The organism is Orrella sp. JC864 (genome assembly GCF_037026685.1).
GTDB lineage: Bacteria > Pseudomonadota > Gammaproteobacteria > Burkholderiales > Burkholderiaceae_B > Orrella.
The window spans coordinates 88,062-111,890 of sequence record NZ_JBANET010000016.1 but is presented as its reverse complement, the minus strand read 5'-3'; the positions used below and the strand labels follow the sequence as shown (position 1 = coordinate 111,890).

General features: G+C 69.4%; 22 protein-coding genes. 7 read left to right on the top strand and 15 right to left on the bottom strand.

Annotated elements, in window-relative coordinates:
• Positions 1-17: 17 nt before the first annotated feature.
• Positions 18-623: a YhbY family RNA-binding protein gene (locus V8Z80_RS15165; RefSeq protein ID WP_155194296.1), complete on the top strand. Its 606-nt coding sequence runs from the start codon at positions 18-20 to the stop codon at positions 621-623.
• Here V8Z80_RS15165 and V8Z80_RS15160 read toward each other — a convergent pair.
• The 3 genes from V8Z80_RS15160 to V8Z80_RS15150 form a co-directional block, all read right to left on the bottom strand.
• The gene (locus V8Z80_RS15160; RefSeq protein ID WP_155194298.1) at positions 572-997 is read right to left on the bottom strand and encodes a DUF4149 domain-containing protein; all 426 of its coding nucleotides are present in this window, start codon (positions 995-997) and stop codon (positions 572-574) included. The genes V8Z80_RS15165 and V8Z80_RS15160 overlap by 52 nt on opposite strands.
• 31 nt (positions 998-1,028) lie before the next feature.
• Positions 1,029-1,505, bottom strand: coding sequence for a transcription elongation factor GreA (greA, locus tag V8Z80_RS15155; RefSeq protein ID WP_155194300.1), 477 nt, complete (start codon positions 1,503-1,505; stop codon positions 1,029-1,031).
• Positions 1,506-1,900: 395 nt separating this feature from the next.
• Complete coding sequence (locus tag V8Z80_RS15150; protein ID WP_155194302.1) at positions 1,901-3,202, bottom strand: solute carrier family 23 protein; 1,302 nt, start codon at positions 3,200-3,202, stop codon at positions 1,901-1,903.
• Between the two features lie 192 nt (positions 3,203-3,394).
• On the opposite strand from V8Z80_RS15150, the gene V8Z80_RS15145 reads away from it, so the two are divergent.
• From V8Z80_RS15145 to V8Z80_RS15135, 3 genes are all read left to right on the top strand, one after another.
• A complete protein-coding gene (locus V8Z80_RS15145; RefSeq protein WP_336062566.1) occupies positions 3,395-4,042 on the top strand; it encodes a histidine phosphatase family protein in 648 nt (215 codons plus the stop codon).
• A gap of 174 nt (positions 4,043-4,216) precedes the next feature.
• On the top strand, positions 4,217-5,278 hold the full coding sequence (locus V8Z80_RS15140) for a glycosyltransferase family 4 protein (RefSeq protein ID WP_155194306.1): 1,062 nt from the start codon (positions 4,217-4,219) through the stop codon (positions 5,276-5,278).
• Positions 5,279-5,283: 5 nt separating this feature from the next.
• Positions 5,284-7,428, top strand: coding sequence for an amylo-alpha-1,6-glucosidase (locus tag V8Z80_RS15135; protein ID WP_336062565.1), 2,145 nt, complete (start codon positions 5,284-5,286; stop codon positions 7,426-7,428).
• Positions 7,429-7,462: 34 nt separating this feature from the next.
• Here V8Z80_RS15135 and V8Z80_RS15130 read toward each other — a convergent pair whose 3' ends face one another.
• From V8Z80_RS15130 to carA, 4 genes are read right to left on the bottom strand one after another with little or no spacing between them, the layout of a single operon-like run.
• Positions 7,463-8,224, bottom strand: a complete 762-nt coding sequence (locus V8Z80_RS15130) for an SDR family oxidoreductase (RefSeq protein WP_336062564.1) — start codon at positions 8,222-8,224, stop codon at positions 7,463-7,465.
• Between the two features lie 5 nt (positions 8,225-8,229).
• Positions 8,230-9,126 carry a lipid A hydroxylase LpxO gene (gene lpxO, locus V8Z80_RS15125; protein WP_155194314.1) on the bottom strand — a complete coding sequence of 299 codons (897 nt, stop codon included), beginning with the start codon at positions 9,124-9,126 and terminating at the stop codon, positions 8,230-8,232.
• Positions 9,127-9,183: 57 nt separating this feature from the next.
• On the bottom strand, positions 9,184-12,429 hold the full coding sequence (gene carB / locus V8Z80_RS15120) for a carbamoyl-phosphate synthase large subunit (RefSeq protein ID WP_155194316.1): 3,246 nt from the start codon (positions 12,427-12,429) through the stop codon (positions 9,184-9,186).
• A 17-nt stretch (positions 12,430-12,446) separates the two neighbouring features.
• Positions 12,447-13,601 (bottom strand): glutamine-hydrolyzing carbamoyl-phosphate synthase small subunit, encoded by a 1,155-nt coding sequence (gene carA / locus V8Z80_RS15115; RefSeq protein WP_336062563.1) that lies wholly within the window; start codon positions 13,599-13,601, stop codon positions 12,447-12,449.
• A 112-nt stretch (positions 13,602-13,713) separates the two neighbouring features.
• Between carA and tal the strand changes: the two genes are divergently transcribed.
• Positions 13,714-14,670: a transaldolase gene (gene tal, locus V8Z80_RS15110; RefSeq protein WP_336062562.1), complete on the top strand. Its 957-nt coding sequence runs from the start codon at positions 13,714-13,716 to the stop codon at positions 14,668-14,670.
• Positions 14,671-14,695: 25 nt separating this feature from the next.
• Here the strand turns inward: tal and V8Z80_RS15105 are convergent, their stop codons facing one another.
• From V8Z80_RS15105 to V8Z80_RS15070, 8 genes are all read right to left on the bottom strand, one after another.
• Positions 14,696-15,229, bottom strand: coding sequence for a carboxymuconolactone decarboxylase family protein (locus tag V8Z80_RS15105; RefSeq protein ID WP_155194319.1), 534 nt, complete (start codon positions 15,227-15,229; stop codon positions 14,696-14,698).
• 55 nt (positions 15,230-15,284) lie between these two features.
• Complete coding sequence (locus V8Z80_RS15100) at positions 15,285-16,076, bottom strand: ABC transporter permease (protein ID WP_336062561.1); 792 nt, start codon at positions 16,074-16,076, stop codon at positions 15,285-15,287.
• Positions 16,077-16,080: 4 nt separating this feature from the next.
• Positions 16,081-16,890 (bottom strand): ABC transporter ATP-binding protein, encoded by an 810-nt coding sequence (locus V8Z80_RS15095; protein ID WP_155194323.1) that lies wholly within the window; start codon positions 16,888-16,890, stop codon positions 16,081-16,083.
• Entirely contained in the window at positions 16,883-17,923 is a 1,041-nt protein-coding gene (locus V8Z80_RS15090) for an ABC transporter substrate-binding protein (RefSeq protein WP_155194325.1), read from the bottom strand. Before V8Z80_RS15090 ends, V8Z80_RS15095 begins: the two co-directional genes overlap by 8 nt.
• Positions 17,924-18,064: 141 nt before the next feature.
• On the bottom strand, positions 18,065-18,676 hold the full coding sequence (recR, locus tag V8Z80_RS15085; protein WP_336062560.1) for a recombination mediator RecR: 612 nt from the start codon (positions 18,674-18,676) through the stop codon (positions 18,065-18,067).
• 13 nt (positions 18,677-18,689) lie between these two features.
• Positions 18,690-19,016 (bottom strand): YbaB/EbfC family nucleoid-associated protein, encoded by a 327-nt coding sequence (locus V8Z80_RS15080; protein ID WP_155194328.1) that lies wholly within the window; start codon positions 19,014-19,016, stop codon positions 18,690-18,692.
• Positions 19,017-19,071: 55 nt separating this feature from the next.
• Positions 19,072-21,129 carry a DNA polymerase III subunit gamma/tau gene (locus tag V8Z80_RS15075; protein ID WP_336062559.1) on the bottom strand — a complete coding sequence of 686 codons (2,058 nt, stop codon included), beginning with the start codon at positions 21,127-21,129 and terminating at the stop codon, positions 19,072-19,074.
• A 28-nt stretch (positions 21,130-21,157) separates the two neighbouring features.
• Entirely contained in the window at positions 21,158-21,958 is an 801-nt protein-coding gene (locus tag V8Z80_RS15070; protein WP_336062558.1) for a FadR/GntR family transcriptional regulator, read from the bottom strand.
• Positions 21,959-22,177: 219 nt separating this feature from the next.
• On the opposite strand from V8Z80_RS15070, the gene V8Z80_RS15065 reads away from it, so the two are divergent.
• Both V8Z80_RS15065 and V8Z80_RS15060 read left to right on the top strand, forming a co-directional pair.
• Positions 22,178-23,140 carry a Bug family tripartite tricarboxylate transporter substrate binding protein gene (locus tag V8Z80_RS15065; RefSeq protein ID WP_336062557.1) on the top strand — a complete coding sequence of 321 codons (963 nt, stop codon included), beginning with the start codon at positions 22,178-22,180 and terminating at the stop codon, positions 23,138-23,140.
• A gap of 59 nt (positions 23,141-23,199) precedes the next feature.
• Positions 23,200-23,826, top strand: coding sequence for a glutathione S-transferase family protein (locus V8Z80_RS15060; protein ID WP_336062556.1), 627 nt, complete (start codon positions 23,200-23,202; stop codon positions 23,824-23,826).
• The last annotated feature ends 3 nt before the right edge of the window (positions 23,827-23,829 follow it).

The window sequence follows — 23,829 nt, the reverse complement described above, 5'->3', positions numbered from 1 at the left end:
TCTCGTACAATCCGGTCATGCCGAACCTTGAAATTACACCCCGCGAGCGCAGCGAACTGCGTGCCGCCGCCCATTCCCTGCGCCCGGTCGTCCTGATCGGCGATAACGGGCTGACCGAAGCCGTCCTGAAGGAAATCGACCGCGCATTATCCGCCCACGGGCTGATCAAGGTGCGCGCCGGGGGCGAGGACCGCGACGCGCGCGAAACGATGCTCGCCGGCATCTGCGATGCGCTTTCGTGCGCCGCCGTGCACCACCTGGGCAAGATGCTGATCCTGTACCGGCCCACCGCCCAGGAACTGGAAACCCGCGCCCAGCCCCAGACCCGGGCCCTGCGCAAGAAGGCCAGCGACCCGCACGTGCCCAAGAAGCAGGCCGCCGCCGGGCGCACCGCGCCCAAGCGCCCCGCCCGTGCGGCCAAGCCGGCGGTCGAGCCCGTGCGCCGCGATCCCTACGAGACCGAGCGCCCTGCCCGCCCCTCCACGCGCGTGCCGCTCAAGAAAAAGACCGCCGCCACGCCCCGCAAGACGGGCAGCGCCCTGTCGCTGCGCGCCGGCGCGCGCCGGGGCACTCAACGCGCCACGGCCACCAGCCGCAGGCCCAGCAAGGCCACCAGCAAGTAGATCACCGTGGACACGCCGTGCAGCATGCCGAAGTCGGCCCAGGCCGGCACGGCCTGCCCGGCGGCCGCCAGCGCCCGTCCATGGTCCATCAGCGGCTTGAGGCCGAAGTAGCCCAGCCCGACTCCCACCGCCATCAGCAGCGCCGCCTTGCGGCCGGCCGGGCCCAGCGTGCCGCCGCCGGCCATCCGGTCCAGCAGCAGCATGACGGCCGCGGCGGCAAGCCCCGCCACCGCCTGGTAGAAAAACACCACGGCCACCACCTGGCCGGCCTGCGCCGGCCCGAGGGTGGCGAACAGCGCAGGCGCCACCAGCAGGCCTACGCTCCAGAGCGAGCCGCACCACAGCGCGGCCAGGATACGGGTCACGGTCGACATGCCAGCCTGCTTTTCATGGTGAAGCGGCGCTTCAGATGTACTTGACTTCGATGATCTCGTACTCGCGCACGCCCGAAGGGGCGTTGACCTCGACCACGTCGCCGGCGCGCTTGCCGATCAGGGCGCGCGCCACGGGGCTGGACACCGAGATCAGGTTGTTGCGGATGTCGGCCTCGACGTCGCCCACGATCTGGTAGACCACGCGCTCGCCGGTTTCCAGGTCCTCGATGTCGACCGTCGAGCCGAATACGGCCTTGCCGTCGGCCTCCAGTTCGGTCGGGTCGATGACCTGGGCATTGGACAGCGTCCCTTCGAGCTCGCTGATGCGGCCCTCGATGAAGCCCTGGCGCTCGCGCGCGGCATCGTATTCGGCATTCTCGGACAGGTCGCCCTGCGCGCGCGCCTCGGCGATCGCATCGATGACCTGGGGACGCTCGACGGTCTTCAGGCGATGGAGTTCCTGCTGCAGGCGTTCGGCTCCGCGCGCGGTGATGGGAATGGCAGACATGTCTCTTCCTATGAAAACACGCTCCGGCCAAGCCTGCGGCATGCCATCACCCGCAAGGGGACGGCCCGACGCCGGGCAGGAGCGTCAAAACACTACGAATGAATATCAATAACGCAAGGTCGGGCCGCCGGCGCGTGGGCGCCACGGCGGCCTGCGGGCGCGGGCCGGAACCGGCCCGCGGCCAGGCGTGCCGGCGGGCACGGGCAGCCCGGCGGCAGGAAAGCCCCCGCGCTGCGCCTTGCTGCCCCCCGTGGGGGCCGTTCTTTGCCTTGGGGCAGCCCGGCGGCAAAAAACAAACCCCGGTCGGTGCAACCGGGGTCTGAAACCGCATTGTCGGCAAACTGCGCCGCAATTGCAAGCGGCGGCTTGCCCTTGGGGCCTAGCCCCGGGGTGGGCTATTTCCTTAACAGCGCATACAGGATGATGGCGCCGAAAGTGGCGGTGCCGATGCCGTTCAGGTGGAACTCGCCCAGGCGCAGCGTGAAATCGCCGGCGCCCATGACCAGCGTGACGGCCGCCACGATGAGGTTGCGGTTGTCGCTGAAGTCCACCTTGTTGACCACCCAGATGCGCGCGCCGGCGATGGTGATCAGGCCGAACACCACGACCGACATGCCGCCCAGCACCGGCCCGGGGATGGTCAGGATCAGGGCGCCGAACTTGGGCGAGAAGCCCAGCACGATGGCGATGAGCGCGGCGATGACAAAAACCAGGGTCGAATAGATGCGGGTGACGGCCATCACGCCGATGTTCTCGGCATAGGTGGTCACGCCGGTGCCGCCCACGCTGCCCGAGACCATGGTGGCCACGCCGTCGCCCACGAAGGCGCGGCCCAGGTAGCGGTCCATGTCGCGGCCGGTCATGGCGCTGACGGCCTTGATGTGGCCCAGGTTCTCGGCCACCAGGATGATGGCCACCGGCGCGATCAGGCTGATGGCGGGCAGCTGGAACTCGGGGCTGGCGAAACGCGGCAGGCCGAACCAGGCAGCCTGGGCCACGCCGGAGAAGTCCATGGGCGTGCCCAGGCCGGCGACGTTGGCCAGCAGGCCGTAGATCACGCAGGCCAGCACCAGGCCGGCCAGGATGAGCAGGCGCTGCAGCATGCCGCGCGTCCAGACCGCCACGCCGCCCACGCACACGATGGTGACCAGGGCCATCAGGGCGTCGAAGGTCGAGCCGCCCATGGCGTTGCGCGCCGCGATGGGCGCCAGGTGCAGGCCGATCACCGCCACCACCGCGCCGGTGACCACCGGCGGCATCAGCCTGTCGATCCAGCCGGCCCCGCCGCCGCCGCGCGCGTTGGCCATCCAGACCAGCGCGCCGATCACGGTGTAGGCCAGCCCGCAGGCCACGATGGCCCCCAGGGCCACGCCGATGTTGGGATTGGGCCCCGAGCCGGCATAGCCGGTGACCGCGATCACCCCGCCGATGAAGGCAAAGCTCGAACCCAGATAGCTGGGCACCCGGCCCCGCACGAAGCAGAAAAAGATCAGGGTGCCGATGCCCGACATCAGGATCGCCACGTTGGGATCGAAGCCCATGAGCAGCGGGGCGAGCACCGTGGAGCCGAACATGGCGACCACGTGCTGCGCGCCCATGGCGACGTTCTGGCCGGGCGAGAGGCACTCGTCGGGCGCGATGACGGTCCCGCCGGTGCCGTCTACGCGGCGCCAGCGGGGAAAGAAGGATTCGGACATGGGGACACCCCTCCCAGGGCTCTATGGATAGGCAAAAAAGCGGCGAAAGTGTATGTCCGGACGATGACGGCGGCAAGCCATTTGGCGCTTGCTTCTACAATCGGGACACTGTGGCGCGCCGCCCAGGGGTCCGCCACCATCGCGCCGGCCCGCCGGCGGCGGGCCGGCCCCTCCCGGAGATCGTGCAATCCCATGACTGAATTCTGGTTCATCCGCCACGGCGAGACCGATTGGAACGTCGCCCGCCGCATGCAGGGCTGGCAGGACATCCCCCTGAATGCCAACGGCGTGGCGCAGGCCCGCAAGCTGGCGCTGCGCCTGCGGGGCGATGCCGAGCACTCGCCCTTCTCGGCCCTGTACAGCAGCGACCTGATGCGCGCGCACCACACGGCGCAGGCGATATCCGAGCAGCTGGACCTGCGCATCCGCACCGAGCCGGGCGTGCGCGAACGCTGCTTCGGCGTGCTCGAAGGCGTGGAGCTGGCGCGCATGGACCAGGCGCAGCCCGAGGCCGCCGCCGCCTGGAAAAGCCGCGATCCGCACCGCCCCATCGAAGGCGGCGAGACGCTGGGGCAGTTCCGCGCCCGGGTGGTCGATGCGGTCGACGCGCTGGCCAGCCGCCATGCGCACGAGCGCGTGCTGGTGCTGACCCACGGCGGGGTGCTGGACATCATCTGGCACCACGCCCAGGACCTGCCGCTGAACGCCCCGCGGCAAGAGCCGCTGCTGAACGTGAGCATCAACCGCGTGGTCGTGGACGCCGGCAGCTGGCGCATCGCCAACTGGGGCGACGTCGGCCACATGAACGTCGCCGTCGAGGACGATTTCTCGGCGCCCTGACGCGCTCGTCTCCTGCCGGGTCCGCCAACCGGGCGGTCCCTGCCCTGCCCCTTGCCCGTCTTGAAGACCGGACGGCCAGTCCCCATATCAGGCCCGGCAGCGTCAGCCGCCCGCCGCGGCGGCCGCGCATTCTCGCTTTGTTCACTCGTCCATTCTTTCTTGAAGGAGTCGCCGATGAAGATCGCGCAGATCGCACCCCTGTACGAAGCCGTCCCGCCCCGCCTGTACGGCGGCACCGAGCGCGTGGTGGCCCACCTGGCCGACGCCCTGGTGGGCCAGGGCCACGAAGTCACGCTGTTCGCCTCGGCCGATGCGCGCACGCGCGCCCGCCTGGTCGCCTGCCGGGACCAGGCCCTGCGGCTGGACCCGCGCCCGCTCAAGTCCGACCTGGCCAGCCACCTGGCCATGCTCGACGAGGTGCGGCGGCGCGCGGGCGAATTCGACGTGCTGCACTTTCACGTGGACCTGCTGCACTTTCCCCTGTTCGAGGACATGGCCGCGCGCACCCTGACCACGCTGCACGGGCGGCTGGACATCTGCGACCTGCCCCAGGCCTACGCGCGCTGGCGCGATTTCCCGCTGGTCTCGATCTCCTACCACCAGCGCAGCCCCCTGCCCCAGGCCAACTGGGCCGGCACGGTCTACCACGGCCTGGACATCCCCGGCCCGGCGGGCACGGGCCAAGGCGGCTACCTGGCCTTCCTGGGCAGGATTTCGCCCGAGAAGCGGCCCGACCGGGCCATTGCCATCGCGCGCGCCGCCGGCCTGCCGATCAAGCTGGCCGCCAAGGTGGACGATGCCGACCGCGACTATTTCGAACGGCACATCCGGCCGCTGCTGGGGCAGCCGGGCGTGGAATTCGTCGGCGAGATCGGCGATGCCGACAAGGCGCGGTTCCTGGGCCAGGCGCAGGCGCTGCTCTTTCCCATCGACTGGCCCGAACCCTTTGGCCTGGTGATGATCGAGGCGATGGCGCACGGCACGCCAGTCATCGCCTGGGAGAACGGCTCGGTTCCCGAAATCATCGAGAACGGCGCCACCGGTTTCATCGTCCGCAGCCAGGCCCAGGCCGTGCGCGCGGTGCACGAGGCGGCCGGACTGGACCGGCGGCGCATCCGCGAAGCGTTCGAGCAGCGCTTCTCGGCCGACGCCATGGCGCGCGCCTACGTCATGCTCTACGAGCGGCTGTGCGCCGGACAGGCCGCCCGCGCCGCCGACCTGGTGGCCATGGACTGAGCGCCATGGAGACGCCGCTCTCGCCCGATGCCATGGCGCCCGGCGCCATGCCGCTCATGGTGCTCAAGGATGCCGACACCTTCCTGGTAAGCGACGCGCTGGGCGACCTGCAGGAAGGGGATTGCGGCCTGTTCGTGGACGATACGCGCTGGCTGTCGCGCCTGGCGCTGCGCGTGGCGGGGCAGCGCCCGGCGCTGCTGTCGAGCTCGGTCGGCCGGGACAACGTGTTCTTCACGGCCCACCTGAGCGCGGCCTGCGGGCAGGCCGGCGCCCGGCCGCCGGTGCACGTCGAACGCAAGCGCTTCCTGCGCGAGCGCCGGCTGCACGAGCGGATCCGCCTGCGCAACTACCACGAACAGCCGCTGCGCGTGCCGGTGGAGCTGTTCTTCGGCGCCGACTTCTTCGACATGTTCGAAGTGCGCGGCAGCCAGCGCCCCGCGCGCGGGCGCATGCGCGCGTCGGTGGCCGCCGGCAGCCGGGTCGAGCTGGGCTACGAAGGACTGGACGGCAAGCTGCGGCGTACCGTTCTGGCCGTCTCGCAGCCCCCGCAGCAGGCCGATGCCTCGCAGTTGCGCTTCGAGGCCGAGGTGCCGCCGCACGGCACCTGGGAGGTCTACCTGCAGGCCGGCCCGGCCGATGGCGAGCCCGCCCCCGGACGCGACACCTTCCGGCGCGCGGCCGCCCAGGCCTGGCTGGCGATGCGGCGGCGCCGGCGGCGCGGCGCGGCCGTGCGGGCCAGCGGACGCCTGTTCCAGGCCTGGCTGGACCGGGCGCGCGGCGACATCGCGCTGTTGACCACCGAACTGCCCACCGGCCCCTATCCCTATGCCGGCATACCGTGGTTCTCCACGCCTTTCGGGCGCGACGCGGTCATCACCGCCTTGCAGATGCTGTGGCTGGACCCTGCGCTGGCGCGCGGCGTGCTGGCCTATCTGGCCGAACACCAGGCGCGCGAGCAGTCGGCGTTTCGCGATGCCGAGCCGGGCAAGATCATGCACGAGACGCGCAAGGGAGAGATGTCCGCGCTGGGCGAGCTGCCTTTCGCGCGGTATTACGGCGGCGTGGACACCACGCCCCTGTTCATCATCCTGGCGGCGGCCTACCTGCGCCGCACCGGCGACGCCGACCTGGTCGCACGCATCCGGCCGGCCCTGTGGCAGGCCGCGCAATGGCTGGACGAAAACGCCGCCCGCAGCCCGCTGGGACTGGTCACCTATGCCCGCGCCCAGGCCACCGGGCTGGCCAACCAGGGCTGGAAGGACAGCCACGACTCGGTATTCCATGCCGACGGCACGGGCGCGGACGGCCCCATCGCGCTGGTGGAAGTGCAAGGCTATGCCTACCGGGCCTGGCTGGACATGGCCGAACTGGCCCAGCGCGCCGGGCAGCCCGAGGCGGCCCGGCGCTGGCGCGAACAGGCCCGGCGCCTGCGCGCCACGGTCGAGGCGCGCTTCTGGCTGCCGGAACAGTCCTACTACGCCCTGGCCGTGGACGGCCTGGGGCGGGCCTGCCGCGTGCGCGCCTCCAACGCCGGCCACCTGCTGTATTGCGGGCTGCCCTCGGCCGAGCGCGCGAAATCGTTGATCGCCGGCCTGTGCTCGCGCGGGCTGTACAGCGGCTGGGGCATCCGCACGCTGGCGACCGAGGCGGCCCGCTACGACCCCATGTCCTATCACAACGGCTCGGTGTGGCCGCATGACGTGGCGCTGTGCGCGCTGGGCATGTCGCGGTATGGCGAGCGCGCCGCCGTGGCGCGGCTGCTGCAGGCCATGTTCGAGGCCGCCGCGCACTTCTCTATGCGCCTGCCCGAGCTGTTCTGCGGCCTGCCGCGCGCCGCCGCCGAGGCGCCCGTGCGCTATCCCGTGGCCTGCCTGCCGCAGGCCTGGGCCAGCGGCGCGGCATACATGCTGCTGCAGGCCAGCCTGGGGCTGGACATCCGCGCGCAGGACCCTGCCAGCGGGCGCCCCGGCTCGATCCTGATCGAGCGCCCGCAGCTGCCGGTCGGCATGGACCGCCTGGAGATCCGCCGCCTGGCGGTGGGCGGGCATGCGGTGAACCTGGTGTTCCAGCGCACCAGCGGCCAGGTGGTCGTCTGGACCGATACGCCCCCCGGGGACGGCGCGCCGGCAGTGGACGTGCGGCTCAATTGAGCACCGGCGCCCAGCGCGGCCTGGCCGGCCGCCTTCAGCGCCGCGGCTTGCGCGGCGCGTTGCGGGCCAGGCGGTCGTACAGCCAACCCGGCAGCAGGCGCATGAGCCGCGCGACGATGCCCATCTGCCAGGGAATGACGGTGTAGCGGCGGCCTTGCGCGATGGCGGCGGCCGCCCGCCGGGCGAAGGCCTCGGGCGCCATCAGGAAGGGCATGCGATAAGGATTGCCGTCGGTCATGGGGGTGCGGATGTAGCCCGGCGCGATGGTGACGACCTTGATGCCCGCCGGCGCCAGCTCCAGGCGCAGGCTTTCGCAATAGACGGCGAGCGCGGCCTTGGAGGCGCTGTAGGCGCCGGCCCCGGGCAGCCCCCGCACCCCCGCCACGCTGCCGATGCCCACCAGCCGGCCCTGGCCGCGCGCACGCATGGGCGCGATGAAAGGCTCGAAGGTCGCCACCGTGGCCAGCAGGTTGGTATGGACGATGGCCTCGAACACGGCGTAGTCCTCGGCGTGCTCGGACAGGGTGCCCGCGCTGATGCCGGCGCTGGCGATCACCACGTCGATGCGGCCGCCGGTAAGGCCCAGGAAGTCGGCCGCCGCGGCGTGCAGCGCCGCGCGCTCGCGCACGTCCACCGCATAGCAGCGGTGCGCGCCCGGCAGGCTGGCGGCCAGGGTCCGCAAGGCGTCCTCGCGCCGCCCCAGCAAGCCCAGCGTGGCGCCCCGGGCCGCGTATTGCCGCGCCAGCGCCTGGCCCAGGCCACTGCTGGCGCCGGTGATGAAGACGGCCTGCGTCATCGCCGCTACAGGAAAATCAGCGCCAGCACGCCCAGCACCGCCGTCCACTTCATCGCGTAGTAGGCCGGCTTGCTGCGTCGCTTGACGGCCTTGCCGAAACGGCGCACCGCATACACCGAGCCGAAGATGCGGTTGATGCCGCCGGTGCGGTCGCCTTCCTGGTTGGGCGAGGCGGCCGCGCGCAGCAGCACCTTGCCCAGCGCCCGGTTGACTGCCTGCGTCCAGCCGTACTTCATGGGCCGCTCGATGTCGGCGAACAGGATGATGCGGTTCTGCCCGGTACGGTTTTCGGCGTAGTGGATGAAGGTCTCGTCAAAGACCACCGCCTGCCCGTCGCGCCAGTAGTACTCCTGGCCGTCCACGCTGATGTAGCAATCGGCGCTGTTGGGCGTGATCAGGCCCATGTGAAAGCGCAGCGAGCCCGCGTACGGGTCGCGGTGCCGCGGCAGCCGGCTGCCCGGCGGCAGGGCCGCGAACATGGCGGCCTTCACGCCGGGGATATCGGCCAGCAGCGCCGTGGTGACGGGGCACAGCTCGCGCGCCGAGGGGTGGTCGGCCCCGTACCACTTGAGGTAGAAGCGGCCCCAGCCGCGCTTGAAGAAGGAATTGAAGCCGGCGTCGTCATAGCGGCTGGAGGGCTTGATGTGCCCGTCGCCGAACAGCTGCACCGCCTCGGCGCGGATGTCCTCCCAGCGGTCCATCAGGGGCTGCAGCTGCGGGAAGTGCTCCAGCGGGATGTAGGGCTGGTTGGGCACGCGCGAGAACGCGTACATGAAGCAATTGATGGGGGCCGTGAAGGTGGAGTGATCCAGGGCCTGGCGCAGGAAGGGATGCCGCACCCGGCCGCGGTAATGCACCACGGCGGCGGTGACGACGAACAAGGCCAGAACGAACCATTTCATGACGGCTCCTTGCTGCCGTGCGCGGCCGCCGCGGCCGCGCATCCGGTATCGGCAGTGCTAGTGCTGCTGTGCCAGCGAGCCGTGCAGTTCTTGCAGCGGGTATACCTGCAGGCCCAGGCCCTGGCGCAGGTATTGCATGCCTTCGACGGCAGCGCGCGCGCCCGCGATGGTGGTGAAGAAGGTCACGCGGTCGGACAGGGCCTGGGTGCGTATCGTACGCGAATCCGCAATGGCGTTGCGGCGTTCTTCGACGGTATTGATCACCAGCGAGATCTCGCCATTTTTGAGCATGTCGACGATATGCGGACGTCCTTCGGTGACCTTGTTGACCGACTGCACCGGGATGCCGGCGGCCTCGATCTCGGCGGCGGTGCCGCGCGTGGCCACGATCTTGAAGCCCAGGCCGTGCAGCCCTCGGGCCACCTCGACGGCGCGCGGCTTGTCCTGGTTCTTGACGCTGATGAAGGCCGTGCCGTTTTCCGGCAGGCGCACGCCGGCGGCCAGCTGCGACTTGACGAAGGCCTCGCCGAAGCTGGCGCCCACGCCCATGACCTCGCCCGTGGACTTCATCTCGGGCCCCAGGATGGTGTCCACGCCGGGGAACTTCACGAAGGGGAACACCGCCTCCTTGACCGAGAAATACGGCGGCACGATCTCCTGGGTGACGCCCTGCTCGGCCAGGCTCTTGCCGGCCATGGCGCGCGCGGCGATCTTGGCCAGCTGCAGGCCGGTGGCCTTGGAAACGTAGGGCACGGTGCGCGAGGCGCGCGGGTTCACTTCCAGCACGAACACCTCGTCGTTCTGGATGGCGAACTGCACGTTCATCAGGCCGGTGACGTTCAGCGCCCGGGCCATCATGCTGGTCTGGCGCTTGATCTCGGCGATGACCTCGTCGGACAGCGAATACGGCGGCAGGCTGCAGGCCGAGTCGCCCGAGTGCACGCCGGCCTGCTCGATGTGCTCCATCACGCCGCCGATGAACACGGTCTGGCCGTCGGCCAGGCAGTCCACGTCCACTTCGGTGGCGTTGTTCAGGAAGCGGTCCAGCAGCACGGGCGAGTCGTTGCTGACCTTGACGGCCTCGCGCATGTAGCGCTCCAGGTCCTGCTGCTCGTGCACGATCTCCATGGCGCGCCCGCCCAGCACGTAGCTGGGACGCACCACCAGCGGATAGCCGATCTCGGCCGCGTGCGACAGGGCCTCGGCCTCGGTGCGCGCGGTGCGGTTGGGGGGCTGGCGCAGGCCCAGCTTGTTGAGCAGCTTCTGGAAGCGCTCGCGGTCCTCGGCGATGTCGATGGACTCGGGGCTGGTGCCGATGATGGGCACGCCGTTGGCTTCCAGCGCCCGCGCCAGCTTGAGCGGCGTCTGGCCGCCGTACTGCACGATCATGCCCACCGGGTTTTCCTTGTGGACGATCTCCAGCACGTCTTCCAGCGTAAGCGGCTCGAAGTACAGGCGGTCCGAGGTGTCGTAGTCGGTCGAGACGGTCTCGGGGTTGCAGTTGACCATGATGGTCTCGTAGCCGTCCTCGCGCAGGGCCAGCGCCGCGTGCACGCAGCAGTAGTCGAACTCGATGCCCTGGCCGATGCGGTTGGGCCCGCCGCCCAGCACGATGATCTTCTTGCGGTCGGACGGCTGCGCCTCGCACTCCTCCTCATAGGTGGAGTACATGTAGGCGGTGTTGGTGGCGAACTCGGCCGCGCAGGTGTCCACCCGCTTGTACACCGGCCGCACGTTCAGCTGGTGGCGCAGCTTGCGCACCTCGCTCTCGGCCGTGTCCAGCAGGAAGGCCAGGCGGCGGTCGGAGAAGCCGCGGCGCTTGAGCTGCCAGAGCGTGTCGTAGTCCAGGTCGGCCAGCGTCTTTTGTTCGAGCGCCAGCTCGATGTCGACGATTTCCTTGATCTGGGCCAGGAACCACGGGTCGATCCGGGTCAGCGCATGCACTTCGTCCAGCGTGAAGTTCTGCGCGAAGGCATCGCCCACGTACCAGATGCGCTCGGGGCCCGGCTCGCCCAGCTCGACCTGCAGCTTCTCGCGGTCGGTGGTCTTCTGGTTCAGGCCGTCCACGCCCACTTCCAGCCCGCGCAGGGCCTTCTGGAAGGACTCCTGGAAGGTGCGGCCGATGGCCATGACCTCGCCCACCGACTTCATCTGCGTGGTCAGGCGCGAGTCGGCGGCCGGGAATTTCTCGAAGGCGAAACGCGGCACCTTGGTGACCACGTAGTCGATCGAGGGCTCGAAGGACGCGGGCGTGGCGCCGCCGGTGATCTCGTTGCGCAGCTCGTCCAGCGTATAGCCCACGGCCAGGCGCGCGGCGACCTTGGCGATGGGAAAGCCGGTGGCCTTGGAGGCCAGCGCCGACGAACGCGAGACGCGCGGGTTCATCTCGATGACGATCATGCGGCCGTTGGCCGGGTTGACGGCGAACTGCACGTTCGAGCCACCGGTATCGACGCCGATCTCGCGCAGCACCGCGATCGAGGCGTTGCGCATGATCTGGTATTCCTTGTCCGTCAGCGTCTGCGCGGGCGCGACGGTGATGGAGTCGCCCGTGTGCACGCCCATCGGATCGAGGTTCTCGATCGAGCAGACGATGATGCAGTTGTCCGCCTTGTCGCGGACCACTTCCATCTCGAATTCCTTCCAGCCCAGCAGCGATTCCTCGATCAGCAGCTCGCTGGTGGGCGAGGCCTCCAGGCCGCGCCGGCAGATGGTTTCGAATTCCTCGGCGTTGTAGGCGATGCCCCCGCCCGAGCCGCCCATGGTGAAGCTGGGGCGGATGACCGCCGGAAAGCCCGAGGTGCCGGTTTCCGCGGCGATGCGCCGCTGCACTTCCCAGGCTTCGTCCATGCTGTGGGCCACGCCCGACTTGGCCGACTCCAGGCCGATGTCGGTCATGGCCTGCTTGAACTTCTGGCGGTCCTCGGCCTTTTCGATGGCGTGCTCGTTGGCGCCGATCATCTCCACGCCGTGCTTAGCCAGCACGCCGTGGCGGGCCAGGTCCAGCGCGCAGTTCAGCGCCGTCTGCCCGCCCATGGTGGGCAGCAGGGCATCGGGCTTCTCGCGCTCGATGATCTTCTCGACCGCCTGCCAGGTGATGGGCTCGATATAGGTGACATCGGCCGTCTCCGGGTCGGTCATGATGGTCGCCGGGTTGCTGTTGACCAGGATGACGCGGTATCCCTCGGCCTTCAGGGCCTTGCAGGCCTGGGCGCCGGAATAGTCGAACTCGCAGGCCTGCCCGATGATGATGGGGCCGGCGCCGATGATGAGGATGCTTTGTATGTCGGTACGCTTGGGCATGGTATTTGATCGGGCTTTTACTTTTGGCCTGACATCAGGCTGATGAACTTGTCGAACAGCACGATGATGTCGTGCGGCCCGGGGCTGGCTTCGGGGTGGCCCTGGAAGCAGAAGGCCGGGCGGTCGGTCAGTTCGAAGCCCTGCAGCGTGCCGTCGAACAGGGACACGTGGGTCACGCGCGTGTTGGCCGGCAGGCTGGCCGCATCGACCGCGAAGCCGTGGTTCTGGCTGGTGATGAAGACGCGGCGCGTCTGCACGTCCTGCACCGGGTGGTTGCCGCCGTGGTGGCCGGTCTTCATCTTGACCGTCTTGCCGCCCACGGCCAGGCCCAGCAGCTGGTGGCCCAGGCAGATGCCGAAGACCGGCAGCTTGCGCGCCAGGAAAACGCGTGTGGCGGCCACGGCGTAGTCGCAAGGCTCGGGGTCGCCCGGGCCGTTGGCCAGGAACACGCCGTCCGGGGACAGCTTGAGCACTTCTTCGGCGGGCGTCTGGGCCGGCACCAGCGTGATGCGGCAGCCGCGGTCGGCCAACAGGCGCAGGATGTTGCTCTTGACCCCGTAGTCGTAAGCGACCACGTGAAAGCGGTCCTGGGCCGGTTTGCCGAAGCCCTGGCCCAGTTGCCAGGTGCCCTGCTTCCAGTCGGTGCTTTCGGTGATGGAGACCTCGCGCGCCAGGTCCTGGCCCGACATGCCCGGAAAGCCGCGCGCCAGCTCGATGGCGCGGTCGGCGTCGGTGCCGGCCATGATGCAGGCGCCCTGGGCGCCCTTTTCGCGCAGAATGCGGGTAAGCTTGCGCGTGTCGATGCCGGAGATGGCCACCACGCCCTGGGCGGCCAGGTAGTCGGGCAGCGACTGCGTGGCCCGGAAATTGGACACGCGCGCCGGACAGTCGCGCACCACCAGGCCCGAGGCGAACACGCGGCGCGCCTCGATGTCCTCGTCATTGACGCCCGTATTGCCGATGTGGGGATAGGTCAGCGTGACGATCTGGCCGTAGTAGCTGGGATCGGTCAGGATCTCCTGGTAGCCCGTCATGGAGGTGTTAAAGACCACCTCGGCCACGACATGGCCCGGCGCGCCGATGGAAACGCCTCGGAAAACCGTGCCGTCCGCCAGCGCTAGGATTGCAGGAGGGAACGCGGCAGCACCCTCGGGAAAAAGTGACGCAAGCACGATACACCCCGGTGTCAAGAATCAGTAATCAAACTTTCTGATTATACCCTGGCGGCGGGATCCGCCCGGTAAACTCAAGCTTTCCGCCAACCAGCCTTGGGTTTTTCCGACGATGACCAGCCAGCTCGACTCCCTGCGCCAGACGACCACCGTGGTGGCCGATACCGGCGACCTGGAAGCCATCCGCCTGCACCGCCCCACCGACGCCACCACCAACCCCAGCCTGATCCTGAAGGCCGTCCAGCAGGAAGCCGGCGGCGCCCTGCTCGCGCGCGTGGTGCGCGAGCACGCCGACGCGCCCACCGCCGAGCTGCTGGACCGGCTGCTGGTGGCCTTCGGCGTGGAAATCCTGAAGCTGGTGCCCGGCCGGGTCTCCACCGAGGTGGACGCCCGCCTGTCCTTCGACACGCGCGGCAACGTCGAACGGGCGCGCGGCATCATCAGCCTGTACGAGCAGGCCGGCATCGGCCGCGAGCGGGTGCTGGTCAAGATCGCCTCGACGTGGGAAGGCATCCAGGCCGCCCGCATCCTGCAGGCCGAGGGCATCCGCTGCAACATGACCCTGCTGTTCTCGCTGTGCCAGGCGGTGGCCTGCGCCGATGCCCGCGTGCAGCTGATCTCGCCCTTCGTCGGGCGCATCTACGACTGGCACAAGAAGCAGGCCGGCAAGGACTGGGACGAGGCCGCCCAGGCGGGCGCCAACGACCCGGGCGTGCAGTCGGTGGCGGGCATCTACCGCTACTACAAGAAGTTCGGCATTCCCACCGAGATCATGGGCGCAAGCTTTCGCAACGTCGGGCAGATCCGCGCGCTGGCCGGCTGCGACCTGCTGACCATCAGCCCCGAGCTGCTGCAGCAGCTGTCGCAGGCCGAAGGCGAGGTGCCGCCGCAGCTCACGCCCGAAGCCGCCCGCCAGAGCGAGGCGCAGCACATGCCGGCCGACGAGGCCAGCTTCCGCTTCCGCCTGAACGAGGACGCCATGGCCACCGAAAAGCTGGCCGAGGGCATCCGGGTGTTCTGCGCCGACGCGGTCAAGCTCGATGGCCTGATCGAGGCGGCGCGGGGCTAAGGCCCAGCGCCGGGCGAAAGCCGGCTCAGTGCTTGCCCGGCTCGTCGTGGCTGTGCACCTGCAGGGCCTCCAGGAAGCGCGACACCATGTTGTAGGCGGCCACCGTGGCGGTCAGCTCGACCAGCTCGCGGTGGTCGAAATGGGCCTGCACGGCGGCAAACACCGCGTCCGGCACCTGGACGGTGCGCGTCATGGCGTCGGTATAGGCCAGCACCGCGCGCTGGCGCGCATCGAACAGGTCCGATTGCTCCCATTGGGGCAGCGCATCGAGCTGGGCCTGGGAGACGCCCTCCTTGAGCGCGATGGGGGCGTGCTGGTCGGCCTCGTAGGGCGCGCCGTTGATGGCGGCCACGCGCATGATGACCAGCTCGCGCAGGTCGCCGGGCAGGCTGTTCTTCTGGCGGATGGCGGTCAGGTAGTTGAGCCATCCCTCGGCCACCGGCGCGCTGTGCAGCAGCATCTGGTACAGGTGCAGGACGCTGCCGCGCTCGGCGACGATGCGCTCGACCAGGGGCTTGGCTTGGGCGCCTTCCAGATCGGCATAGGGGATACGGGCCATGCTGCGGACTCCTTTGTCGTTGTAGGCAAAGGAGGCTACTTTATACGAATCGCCGCTAGAGCTTTTCCGTTTCCCCCGAGCGCGGCTGCCAGCGCATCAGGCGCCGCTCGATCAGGCCCACCAGCCCGTCGAGCACCAGCGCGAAGGCGGTCAGCACCAGGATGCCGGCGAACACCGTATTCACGTCGAACGTGCCTTCGGCCTGCAGGATGAGATAGCCCACGCCCTGCGCCGAGCCCAGGTACTCGCCCACCACAGCCCCCACGAAGGCCAGGCCCACCGAGGTGTGCAGGCTGGAGAATACCCAGCTGGTGGCCGAAGGCAGGTACACATAGCGCAGCAGGCGGCGGCGGTCGGCGCCCAGCATGCGGGCGTTGTCCAGCAGCGTGGGGCTGACCTCGCGCACGCCCTGGTAGACGTTGAAGAACACGATGAAGAACACCAGCGTGACCGCCAGCGCCACCTTGGACCAGATGCCCAGGCCGAACCACATGCCGAAGATGGGCGCCAGGATCACGCGCGGCATGGAGTTGGCCGCGGTGATGTAGGGATCGAGGATGGCGCTGGCCGTGCGCGACAGGCCCAGCCACAGCCCGAATAGCAGGCCGGCCACGGTGCCGATGACGAAAGCCAGCACGGTCTCGGTCAGGGTCACGCCCAGGTGGCGGTAGATGTCGCCGTTGACGACGAACCAGTTCCAGACGCGGTCCCAGACCTTGAGCGGCTCGCCGAAGAAGAAGGCGATCTTGGGGTCGCGCGAGAGCAGGTGCCAGCCGCCCAGGATGATCACGAGCAGCAGCAGCTGGCAGGCGCGCAGGGAAAACGAACCGGGTTTGATCTTCCACATGGCGTCAGGCCCGTTTTTGCTGGGCATAGCCCTTGAGGACCTCGTCGCGCAGCACCGCCCAGATGGCCGCGTGCAGCTCGACGAAACGGGGGTGCATGCGCACCTCTGCCACGTCGCGCGGACGCGGCAGGTCGATGGCGAACTCGCCGATGGGACGGGTGCCCGGGCCGGCCGAGAGCACCACCACGCGGTCGCTCATGGCGATGGCCTCGTCCAGGTCGTGCGTGATGAACAGCACGGCCTTGCGCTTGGCCATCCACAGCTCGAGCACCTCGTTTTCCATCAGCTGGCGCGTCTGGATGTCCAGCGCCGAGAAAGGCTCGTCCATCAGGATGATGTCCGGGTCGCGGATCAGCGTCTGCGCCAGCATGGTGCGCTTGCGCATGCCGCCGGACATCTGGTGCGGATAGCGTTCCTCGAAGCCGCCCAGGCCCACGCGGCGCATCCACTCGCGCCCGCGCGCCAGCGCCTCGGCCCGCGGCACGTCGGCGAATTCCAGGCCGGCGATGACGTTGTCCAGCGCGTTGCGCCAGGGCAGCAGCGCCTCGCCCTGGAACATGTAGCCGGCGCGCCGGTTGATGCCCTGCAAGGGCTGGCCAAAGACCTTGACCTGCCCGGACGAGGGCGCCAGCAGGCCGGCGCCCACGTTCAGCAAGGTGGACTTGCCGCAGCCGGTGGGGCCGACCACCGAGACGAACTCGCCTTCGGCCACGTCCAGCGCGGTGTCCTGGACGGCGGTGTAGCGCCGGCTGCGGTCCTCGCGCGAGACGAAGGTGCAGGTAATGCCTTGCAGCGACAGCGCCGGTTCAGCCATTGGGGTACTTCTGGTTGGCGCGCTCGGCGAACTCGTTGGTCCAGACCTTGTCGGGATCGATCTTGTCGGCCGGGAAGTCCGGGATGTAGGCCGCCAGGGCCTTGAGCGCGGTGGCCGCGCCGTCCGGCGGGATCATGCCGTCGGGCGACAGGCCGTCCAGGCTCTTGCGCACCGCGGCCTTGTAGACCTCGGGCTCGCCCAGCAGGTAGGACGCCGGCACGGTCTTGGCCACCTCGTCCACGCCGGCCTTCTGGATCCACTTGTCGGCGCGCACGATGGCGTTGGCCAGCGCCTGCGCGGTGTTCGGATTGGCCTTGAGCCAGGCCTGCGGCGCATAGAGCGAGCCGGCCGGCATGTTGCCGCCGAAGATCTGCAGCGTGTCCTTCATGGTGCGGGTATCGGCGATGGTCTGCAGCTCGCCGCCCTCTTCCAGCATGGAGATCACCGGGTCGGTGTTGGAGATGGCGTCGATCTGGCCGCTGCGCAGCGCCGTGACGGCGCCGGCGCCCGCGCCCACCCCGATGATGGCAACGTCCGAGGCCTTCAGGCCGTTCTGGGCCAGGAAGAAATTGACCAGCATGTTGGTGGACGAACCCGGCGCGGTCACGCCGATCTTCTTGCCCTTGAGGTCGGCCGGCCCTTTGTAGTCGGCCATGTTCTTCCTGGAGACGCCAAAGCCGATCATGGGCGCGCGGCCCTGCAGCACGAAGGCGCGGTAGGCCTGGCCCTTGGACTGCATGTGCAGCGTGTGCTCGAAGGCGCCCGAGACCACGTCGGCGCTGCCGCCCACCACGGCCTGCAGGGCCTTGGAGCCGCCGGCGAAGTCCGAGATGGTGACGTCCAGCCCTTCGTCCTTGAAGTAGCCCAGCTGCTCGGCGATGGTCAGCGGCAGGTAGTAGACCAGCGCCTTGCCGCCCACGGCGATGTGGACCTTGGACGATTCGGGCTTCTGGGCAAAGGAAAGCGAGGGCAGCGCGCCCAAGGCGGCGGCGGCGCCGGCGGCCTGCAAGATGCGACGACGGCTGAAGGTCATGGCGGTCTCCTGGTTATCGTTCTCGCCCGGCCATCCTGCGGCTGGGACGGCGGGCCGTTGGATGATACCCCAGGCCCGCGGCGCTACGACAAGCCGGGAATCGGGGGATTCCCGATGCCGACGCCGCAGGGCTCGCCGCGCTCAGGTAGCGCGCCGCTCCATCAGCGCCCAGGCGATGGTGCCTGCATCGACGTATTCGAGTTCGCTGCCGGCCGGCACGCCGCGCGCCAGGCGCGAGACCGCCAGGCCGCGCGCGCGCAGCGCCTCGGCCAGGAAATGCGCGGTGGTCTCGCCCTCGGCGGTGAAATTGGTGGCCAGGATGACCTCCTGCACCACGCCGTCGGCGGCGCGCGCCAGCAGGCGTTCGAAGTCCAGCTCGCGCGGGCCGATGCCCTCCAGCGGCGCGACCCGGCCCATCAGCACGTAGTACAGGCCGCGGTAGCCGTGGCTGGACTCGATCACGTTCTGGTCGGCCGGCGTCTCGACGATGCACAGCTGCGTGGCGTCGCGCCGGGGATTGAGGCAGGTCGGACAGACCTCGTCCTCGGTAAAGGTATTGCAGCGGGCGCAGTGGCGCAGCCGCTCCACCGCGCCCGACAGGCTGCGCGCCAGCATGCCGGCGCCGGCCTGGTCGTGCTGCATCAGGTGATAGGCCATGCGCCGGGCCGTGCGCGCGCCCACCCCGGGCAGGCGGCGCAGGGCGTCGATGAGCTCGAGCAGCGGCTCGGGCTCGGGCAGGCTGGGACGGTCCATCCAGGCCGGTGCGTCAGAACGGCAGCTTCATGCCGGGGGGCAGCGGCATGCCGGCGGTCACCGAGGACATCTTTTCCTGGGCGGCCGCCTCGGCCTTGCGCAGCGCGTCGTTGAAGGCCGCGGCGACCAGGTCCTCGAGCATGTCCTTGTCTTCCTCGAGCAGGCTGGGATCGATGGTCACGCGCTTGACGTCGTGGCGGCAGCTCATGGAAACCTTGACCAGCGAGCCGCCGGCCGCGCCTTCGACGATGATGTCGGCCAGGGCTTCCTGGGCCTTCTTCATGTTTTCCTGCATCTGCTGCGCCTGGCGCATCAGGCCGGCGAGTTGTCCTTTCATCATGATGGAAGCTTCCGTGTACGTTGAGGCTTGAAGGGTCGGACCGGCGGCGCGGGGCTCAGGCCGCGGCGGCGGGAGGAATCGAAACGGGGCGGATGGAACCGGGCAGGATGCGTCCGCCGAAATCGTCGAGCAGCGCCTGCACGAAGGGATCGGCCTGGATGGCCTGCTCGGCGGCCTGCTGGCGCGCCGCCTGTTCGGCCAGGGCCACGGCGTGGGCCGTGCCCGCGCCGGTGGAACCGACTTCGATGTCCAGCAGGACGTGGCCGCCGAAATGCTCGGCCAGCGCCTGGCGCAGGCGTTCGCGGCCCGGGCTGTCGGCCAGGGTGCGGGCCGCCACGCGCAGCGTGATGCGCCGGCCCGTGGCACCGGCCCACTCGCTCTGGCGGGCCAGTTCGGCCGCCAGGCCCGTGACCGGCAGGCGCGCGGCCAGGCGATGCCATTCGCCTTCGAGCTTGATGTCGCCTTCGGTGGGGGTCGCGCCCAGCGCCGAGGCGGCCGGCACGGCCACCACCGTCTTGCCGGCCGAAGGCGGCGGCTCGGCGCGCAGGGCTTCGCGCCGCAGCGGCTCGGCCATCGGCACGGGCTCGTAGCCGTCCTGCTCGAAGCCCAGCGGCGGGCCGTCATAGGCCATGTCGTAGCCCGGATCGCCGTAATCCATGTCGTCGGGCGGCTCGGGGGCGGCGGACTGGTCCGTTGCCGGACGCCCGGCAACGTGGGGCGCGGCCGGCGGCGCGTCTTCCCATGCAGGCACGGAAACGGGCGCGGCGGCGGGAGCCTGCGGCGTCCTGGCGGCAGCGGCCGGGGCCTGCGGCGCGGCAGGCGGGCGATCCGCCGCCTGCGCCGAGGCTGCCGGCTCGGGCGCGGCGGACGCAGGCGCGGCTGGAGCCGCCGAAGCCACGGCAGCCGGGGCAGCGGCAGCCGGGGCAGCCGCAGGGGCCGGGGCCGGGGCCGCGGGGGCCGGCGTGCCTGGCCGGTCCGGAGAAGCCGAAACCTTGCCGCCGCCCGGCCCGCCAGCCGGCGCCGGCGGCGCATCGCCCAGCAGCGCAAGCATGCGCAGGCAAGCCATCACGAAGCCGGCGTATTCGTCGGGGGCCAGCGTCAGCTCGCCGCGGCTGTGCACCGCGACGGAGTAGAACAATTGCAGGGTGTCCGGATGCAGGGTCTGCGCCAGGCGCTCGATGTCGGCGGCCACCGGATCGTCCGGCGAGGCCGCGCCCGGCACGCGCTGGGCGATGGCCACGCGCGAGAGCAGCACCGCCAGGTCGGCCAGCGCGCCGGAATAGGACAGGCCGCGCGTGCTCAGTTCGTCGGCCACGGCCAGCACGGCGGCCGCGTCATTGGCGGCCAGGGCATCGAGCAGGCGCACCAGGTGGCGCTGGTCGATGGTGCCCAGCATGCCGCGCACGGCTTCGTCGGTCAGGTTGCCGGCGCTATAGGCGATGGCCTGGTCGGTGAGCGAGAGCGCATCGCGCATCGAGCCGGCCGCCGCCTGGCCGATCAGCCGCAGGGCCGGCACCTCGTAGGCGATGGACTCCTGGTCCAGCACATGCTGCAGGTGGCCGACGATGGCCTCGCCCGGCATCTGCTTGAGGTTGAACTGCAGGCAGCGCGAGAGCACCGTCACCGGGATCTTTTGCGGATCGGTGGTCGCCAGGATGAACTTGACGTGCGGCGGCGGCTCTTCCAGCGTCTTGAGCATGGCGTTGAAGGCATGCCCGGTCAGCATGTGCACTTCGTCGATCATGTAGACCTTGAAGCGCCCCGCCCCCGGCGAATACACCGCCTGCTCCAGCAGCTGGGTCATTTCGTCCACGCCGCGGTTCGAGGCCGCGTCCAGCTCCAGATAGTCGACGAAGCGCCCCGCGTCGATCTCGGTGCAGGCCCGGCAGGTGCCGCAAGGGGTGGGCGTGATGCCGGTCTCGCAATTAAGGGACTTGGCCAGGATGCGCGAGAGCGTGGTCTTGCCCACGCCGCGCGTGCCCGTGAACAGCCAGGCGTGATGCAGCCGCTGGGTGCTCAGCGCATGGGTCAGGGCGCGCACCACGTGATCCTGCCCGACCAGGGTGTCGAAGGAACGCGGGCGCCATTTGCGGGCCAATACCAGGTAGCTCATGCGGGCGATTGTAGAGCCTTTGCAATGCCTAGGCGGCCGCGGTCCCGCCAGGCCCCCGGTTTGCGCCCGGCGAGAAGCTCGCATCCAGGGTGCGCATCCTGGAGTTGTAGATGTGCTCGCGCATCGCCTCCCGCGCCTGCTCGGGCCGCTGGTCCCGGATGGCCTGGAAGATGCGCTCGTGCTCGCGTTGCACCTGCTGGCCCCGGCTGGCGGCGCTGGCCAGGGCAAGGCTGCGCATCACGCGCATGTAATCGAAGATCTGCTGGGAAAGCGATTGCAGCATGGTGACGAAAAGGTCGTTGCCGCAAGCCGCCGCAATCGCCTGGTGAAAACGGTAATCGGCCTCGTTGCCCACCTGGCGCGCCTCGAAAGCGAGCCGCATGTCCTGGAGCGCCGCTGCAATGGCCTGGATGTCTTCGTCGCCGCGGCGCATGGCGGCCATGTAGGCGGCCTCGCCTTCCAGGGCGCCGCGCAGCTCCATGCAGCGCACCAGCTCGGCCAGGCCGCCGATCGGCGCGAGCCGGATCAGCTCCGGACTGGGTCGCCTGCGCACGTACGAGCCGGCCCCGCGCTGCGAGACGATCACGCCGTCGGCCTGCAGGCGAAACAGGGCCTCGCGCACCACCGGCCGGGAAACGCCAAAAGCCGCGCACAGCTCGAACTCCGACGGCAGCCGGCTTTCCTCGGGATATTTGCCATAGGTGATCTGCTGCAGCAGGCGGTCGTAGAGCTGGTCTGCCAGCCTTGGCGGGCGCTGTGCGCGCAGGTCTTCGGCGGCGGGCTCGCGCAAGGCGCCCCGCGCCCGGGCGTTTGATTGAACTCTGGACATAGACGTTCCGGAAATCAGGACAACGTACCGCCCTGCCCAGGGCGAGGCCGTGGGGTGACCAGTATAGCGGCGCCCTGCGGCCCGCCGCCGGCGCACCGACTAGTTGCCTTACAACTTTACAATGATGTAATTTAGCCGAAAAACAGTCCTAGGCGGCCAACAGCAGCAGTCCCGCCGGTCCTGCACGCAGTACCCATTCAAAAAACCAGGAGACAAACCATGTTCAAAGCACTGTTGCGCGCGAGCTGCCTCGCGCTGGGCCTTTCTGTCGCGTCCGCCGCCGTCTTCGCCCAGGCAGGGCCTGTCCGGCTGATCGTGCCCTACAACCCGGGCGGAGGCTCCGATCTTTTCGGGCGGCTGGTCTCGCCCGGGCTGGGCAAGGCCTTGAACGAAACGGTCATCGTCGAGAACCGCGCAGGCGCGGGCGGCATCATCGGCACCGAAGCCGTTGTCCGGTCCACGCCCGAAAGCAAAATGCTGCTTGTTTCCGATTCGGCGGTCTACACCATCATCCCGTCCCTTTATCCTTCCTTGTCCTATTCGCGCAAGGACCTGGTCCCGGTGGCCAATCTGGCGACTTTCGGCAACGTGCTGGTCGTGCCGGCCGGCTCCCCTTTCAAGACTTTCCAGGACCTGCTCGATGCCGCCCGCAAGTCTCCCGGCAGTTTGACCATCGGCTCTTCAGGCACGGGCGGCATCACGCACCTTGCGGCTGAAAAACTGATGGAACAGGCCAAGATAAAGCTGGTGCACGTGCCCTACAAAGGAAGCGGCCCTGCCATTTCCGATACCGTGGGCGGCCACCTGGACATGGTGTTCACGGGCTTGCCCTCCGTGCTGGAGCTGCTGAAAGCGGGCAAGCTGCGCGCGCTGGCGATCGCCACGCCCGAACGTTCCCCTTATGCCTCGGACGTTCCCACCATCAGCGAGGCCGGCGTGCCGGGCTTTGCCGCGATGATTTCCCAAGGCCTGTTCGCGCCTGCCGGCACGCCGCCGGAAACCGTCCAGAAACTGAACCAGGCCATCCAGGACTTCATGCGCGAGCCCGACACCCAGGAGACGCTGCGCAAGATGATGGTCGAGCCCGTCTACCAGTCGGCGGCCCAATACCAGCAATGGCTGGATGGAGAGGCCCAGGAATGGGCGGCGCTCATCAAGCGGGCCAACGTGAAAGTGGAATGAAGCGCGGGCATCCCCGCGTGGCCTGGCCCCCCGGGGCGCAATGCAAGGAGATGATTTCGATGATAGACCTGTACGCCTGGCGCACCACCAACGGCTTGCGCGCCACCATCGCCCTGGCCGAATGCGGACTGCCGCACAGGGTCATTCCCATAGACGTGGGGGCAGGCGCGCACAAGGCGCCGGAATACCTGCGCATCAACCCCGCCGGCCAGATTCCCGCCATGGTCGATCCCGACGGCCCCGGCGCGCGCCCCCTGCTTCTCGCGCAGTCTGGCGCCATCGTGCTGTACGCCTGCCGCAAGGCCGGACGCTTCATTCCGGACGATGCGCAAAGCCAGGCCCTGGCGATGCAGTGGGCATGGCAGGCGGGCACGGACATAGGCGGCACCAGCGCCGCGATGAATCAGGTCGAGGTCGTATCGCCCGAGAAGGTGCAGGCCCACATCGATCTTTTCCGCAAGCGCTTCCTGCGCTATTTCGGCATCGTGGAGGCGCATCTGGCCGGCCGCGACTACCTGGCCGGCGCCATCAGCTATGCCGACTTCATTCTGTACCCGAACTATGCGCTGCGCCGGCATCTGCTGGAGCCCGCCGCCTATCCCGCATTGACCACCTGGGCCGCGCGCATGGCCGCGCGGCCCGGCGTGACGAGCGGGATGCGCCTGCATACGGAGGCCGCACAGTGAACG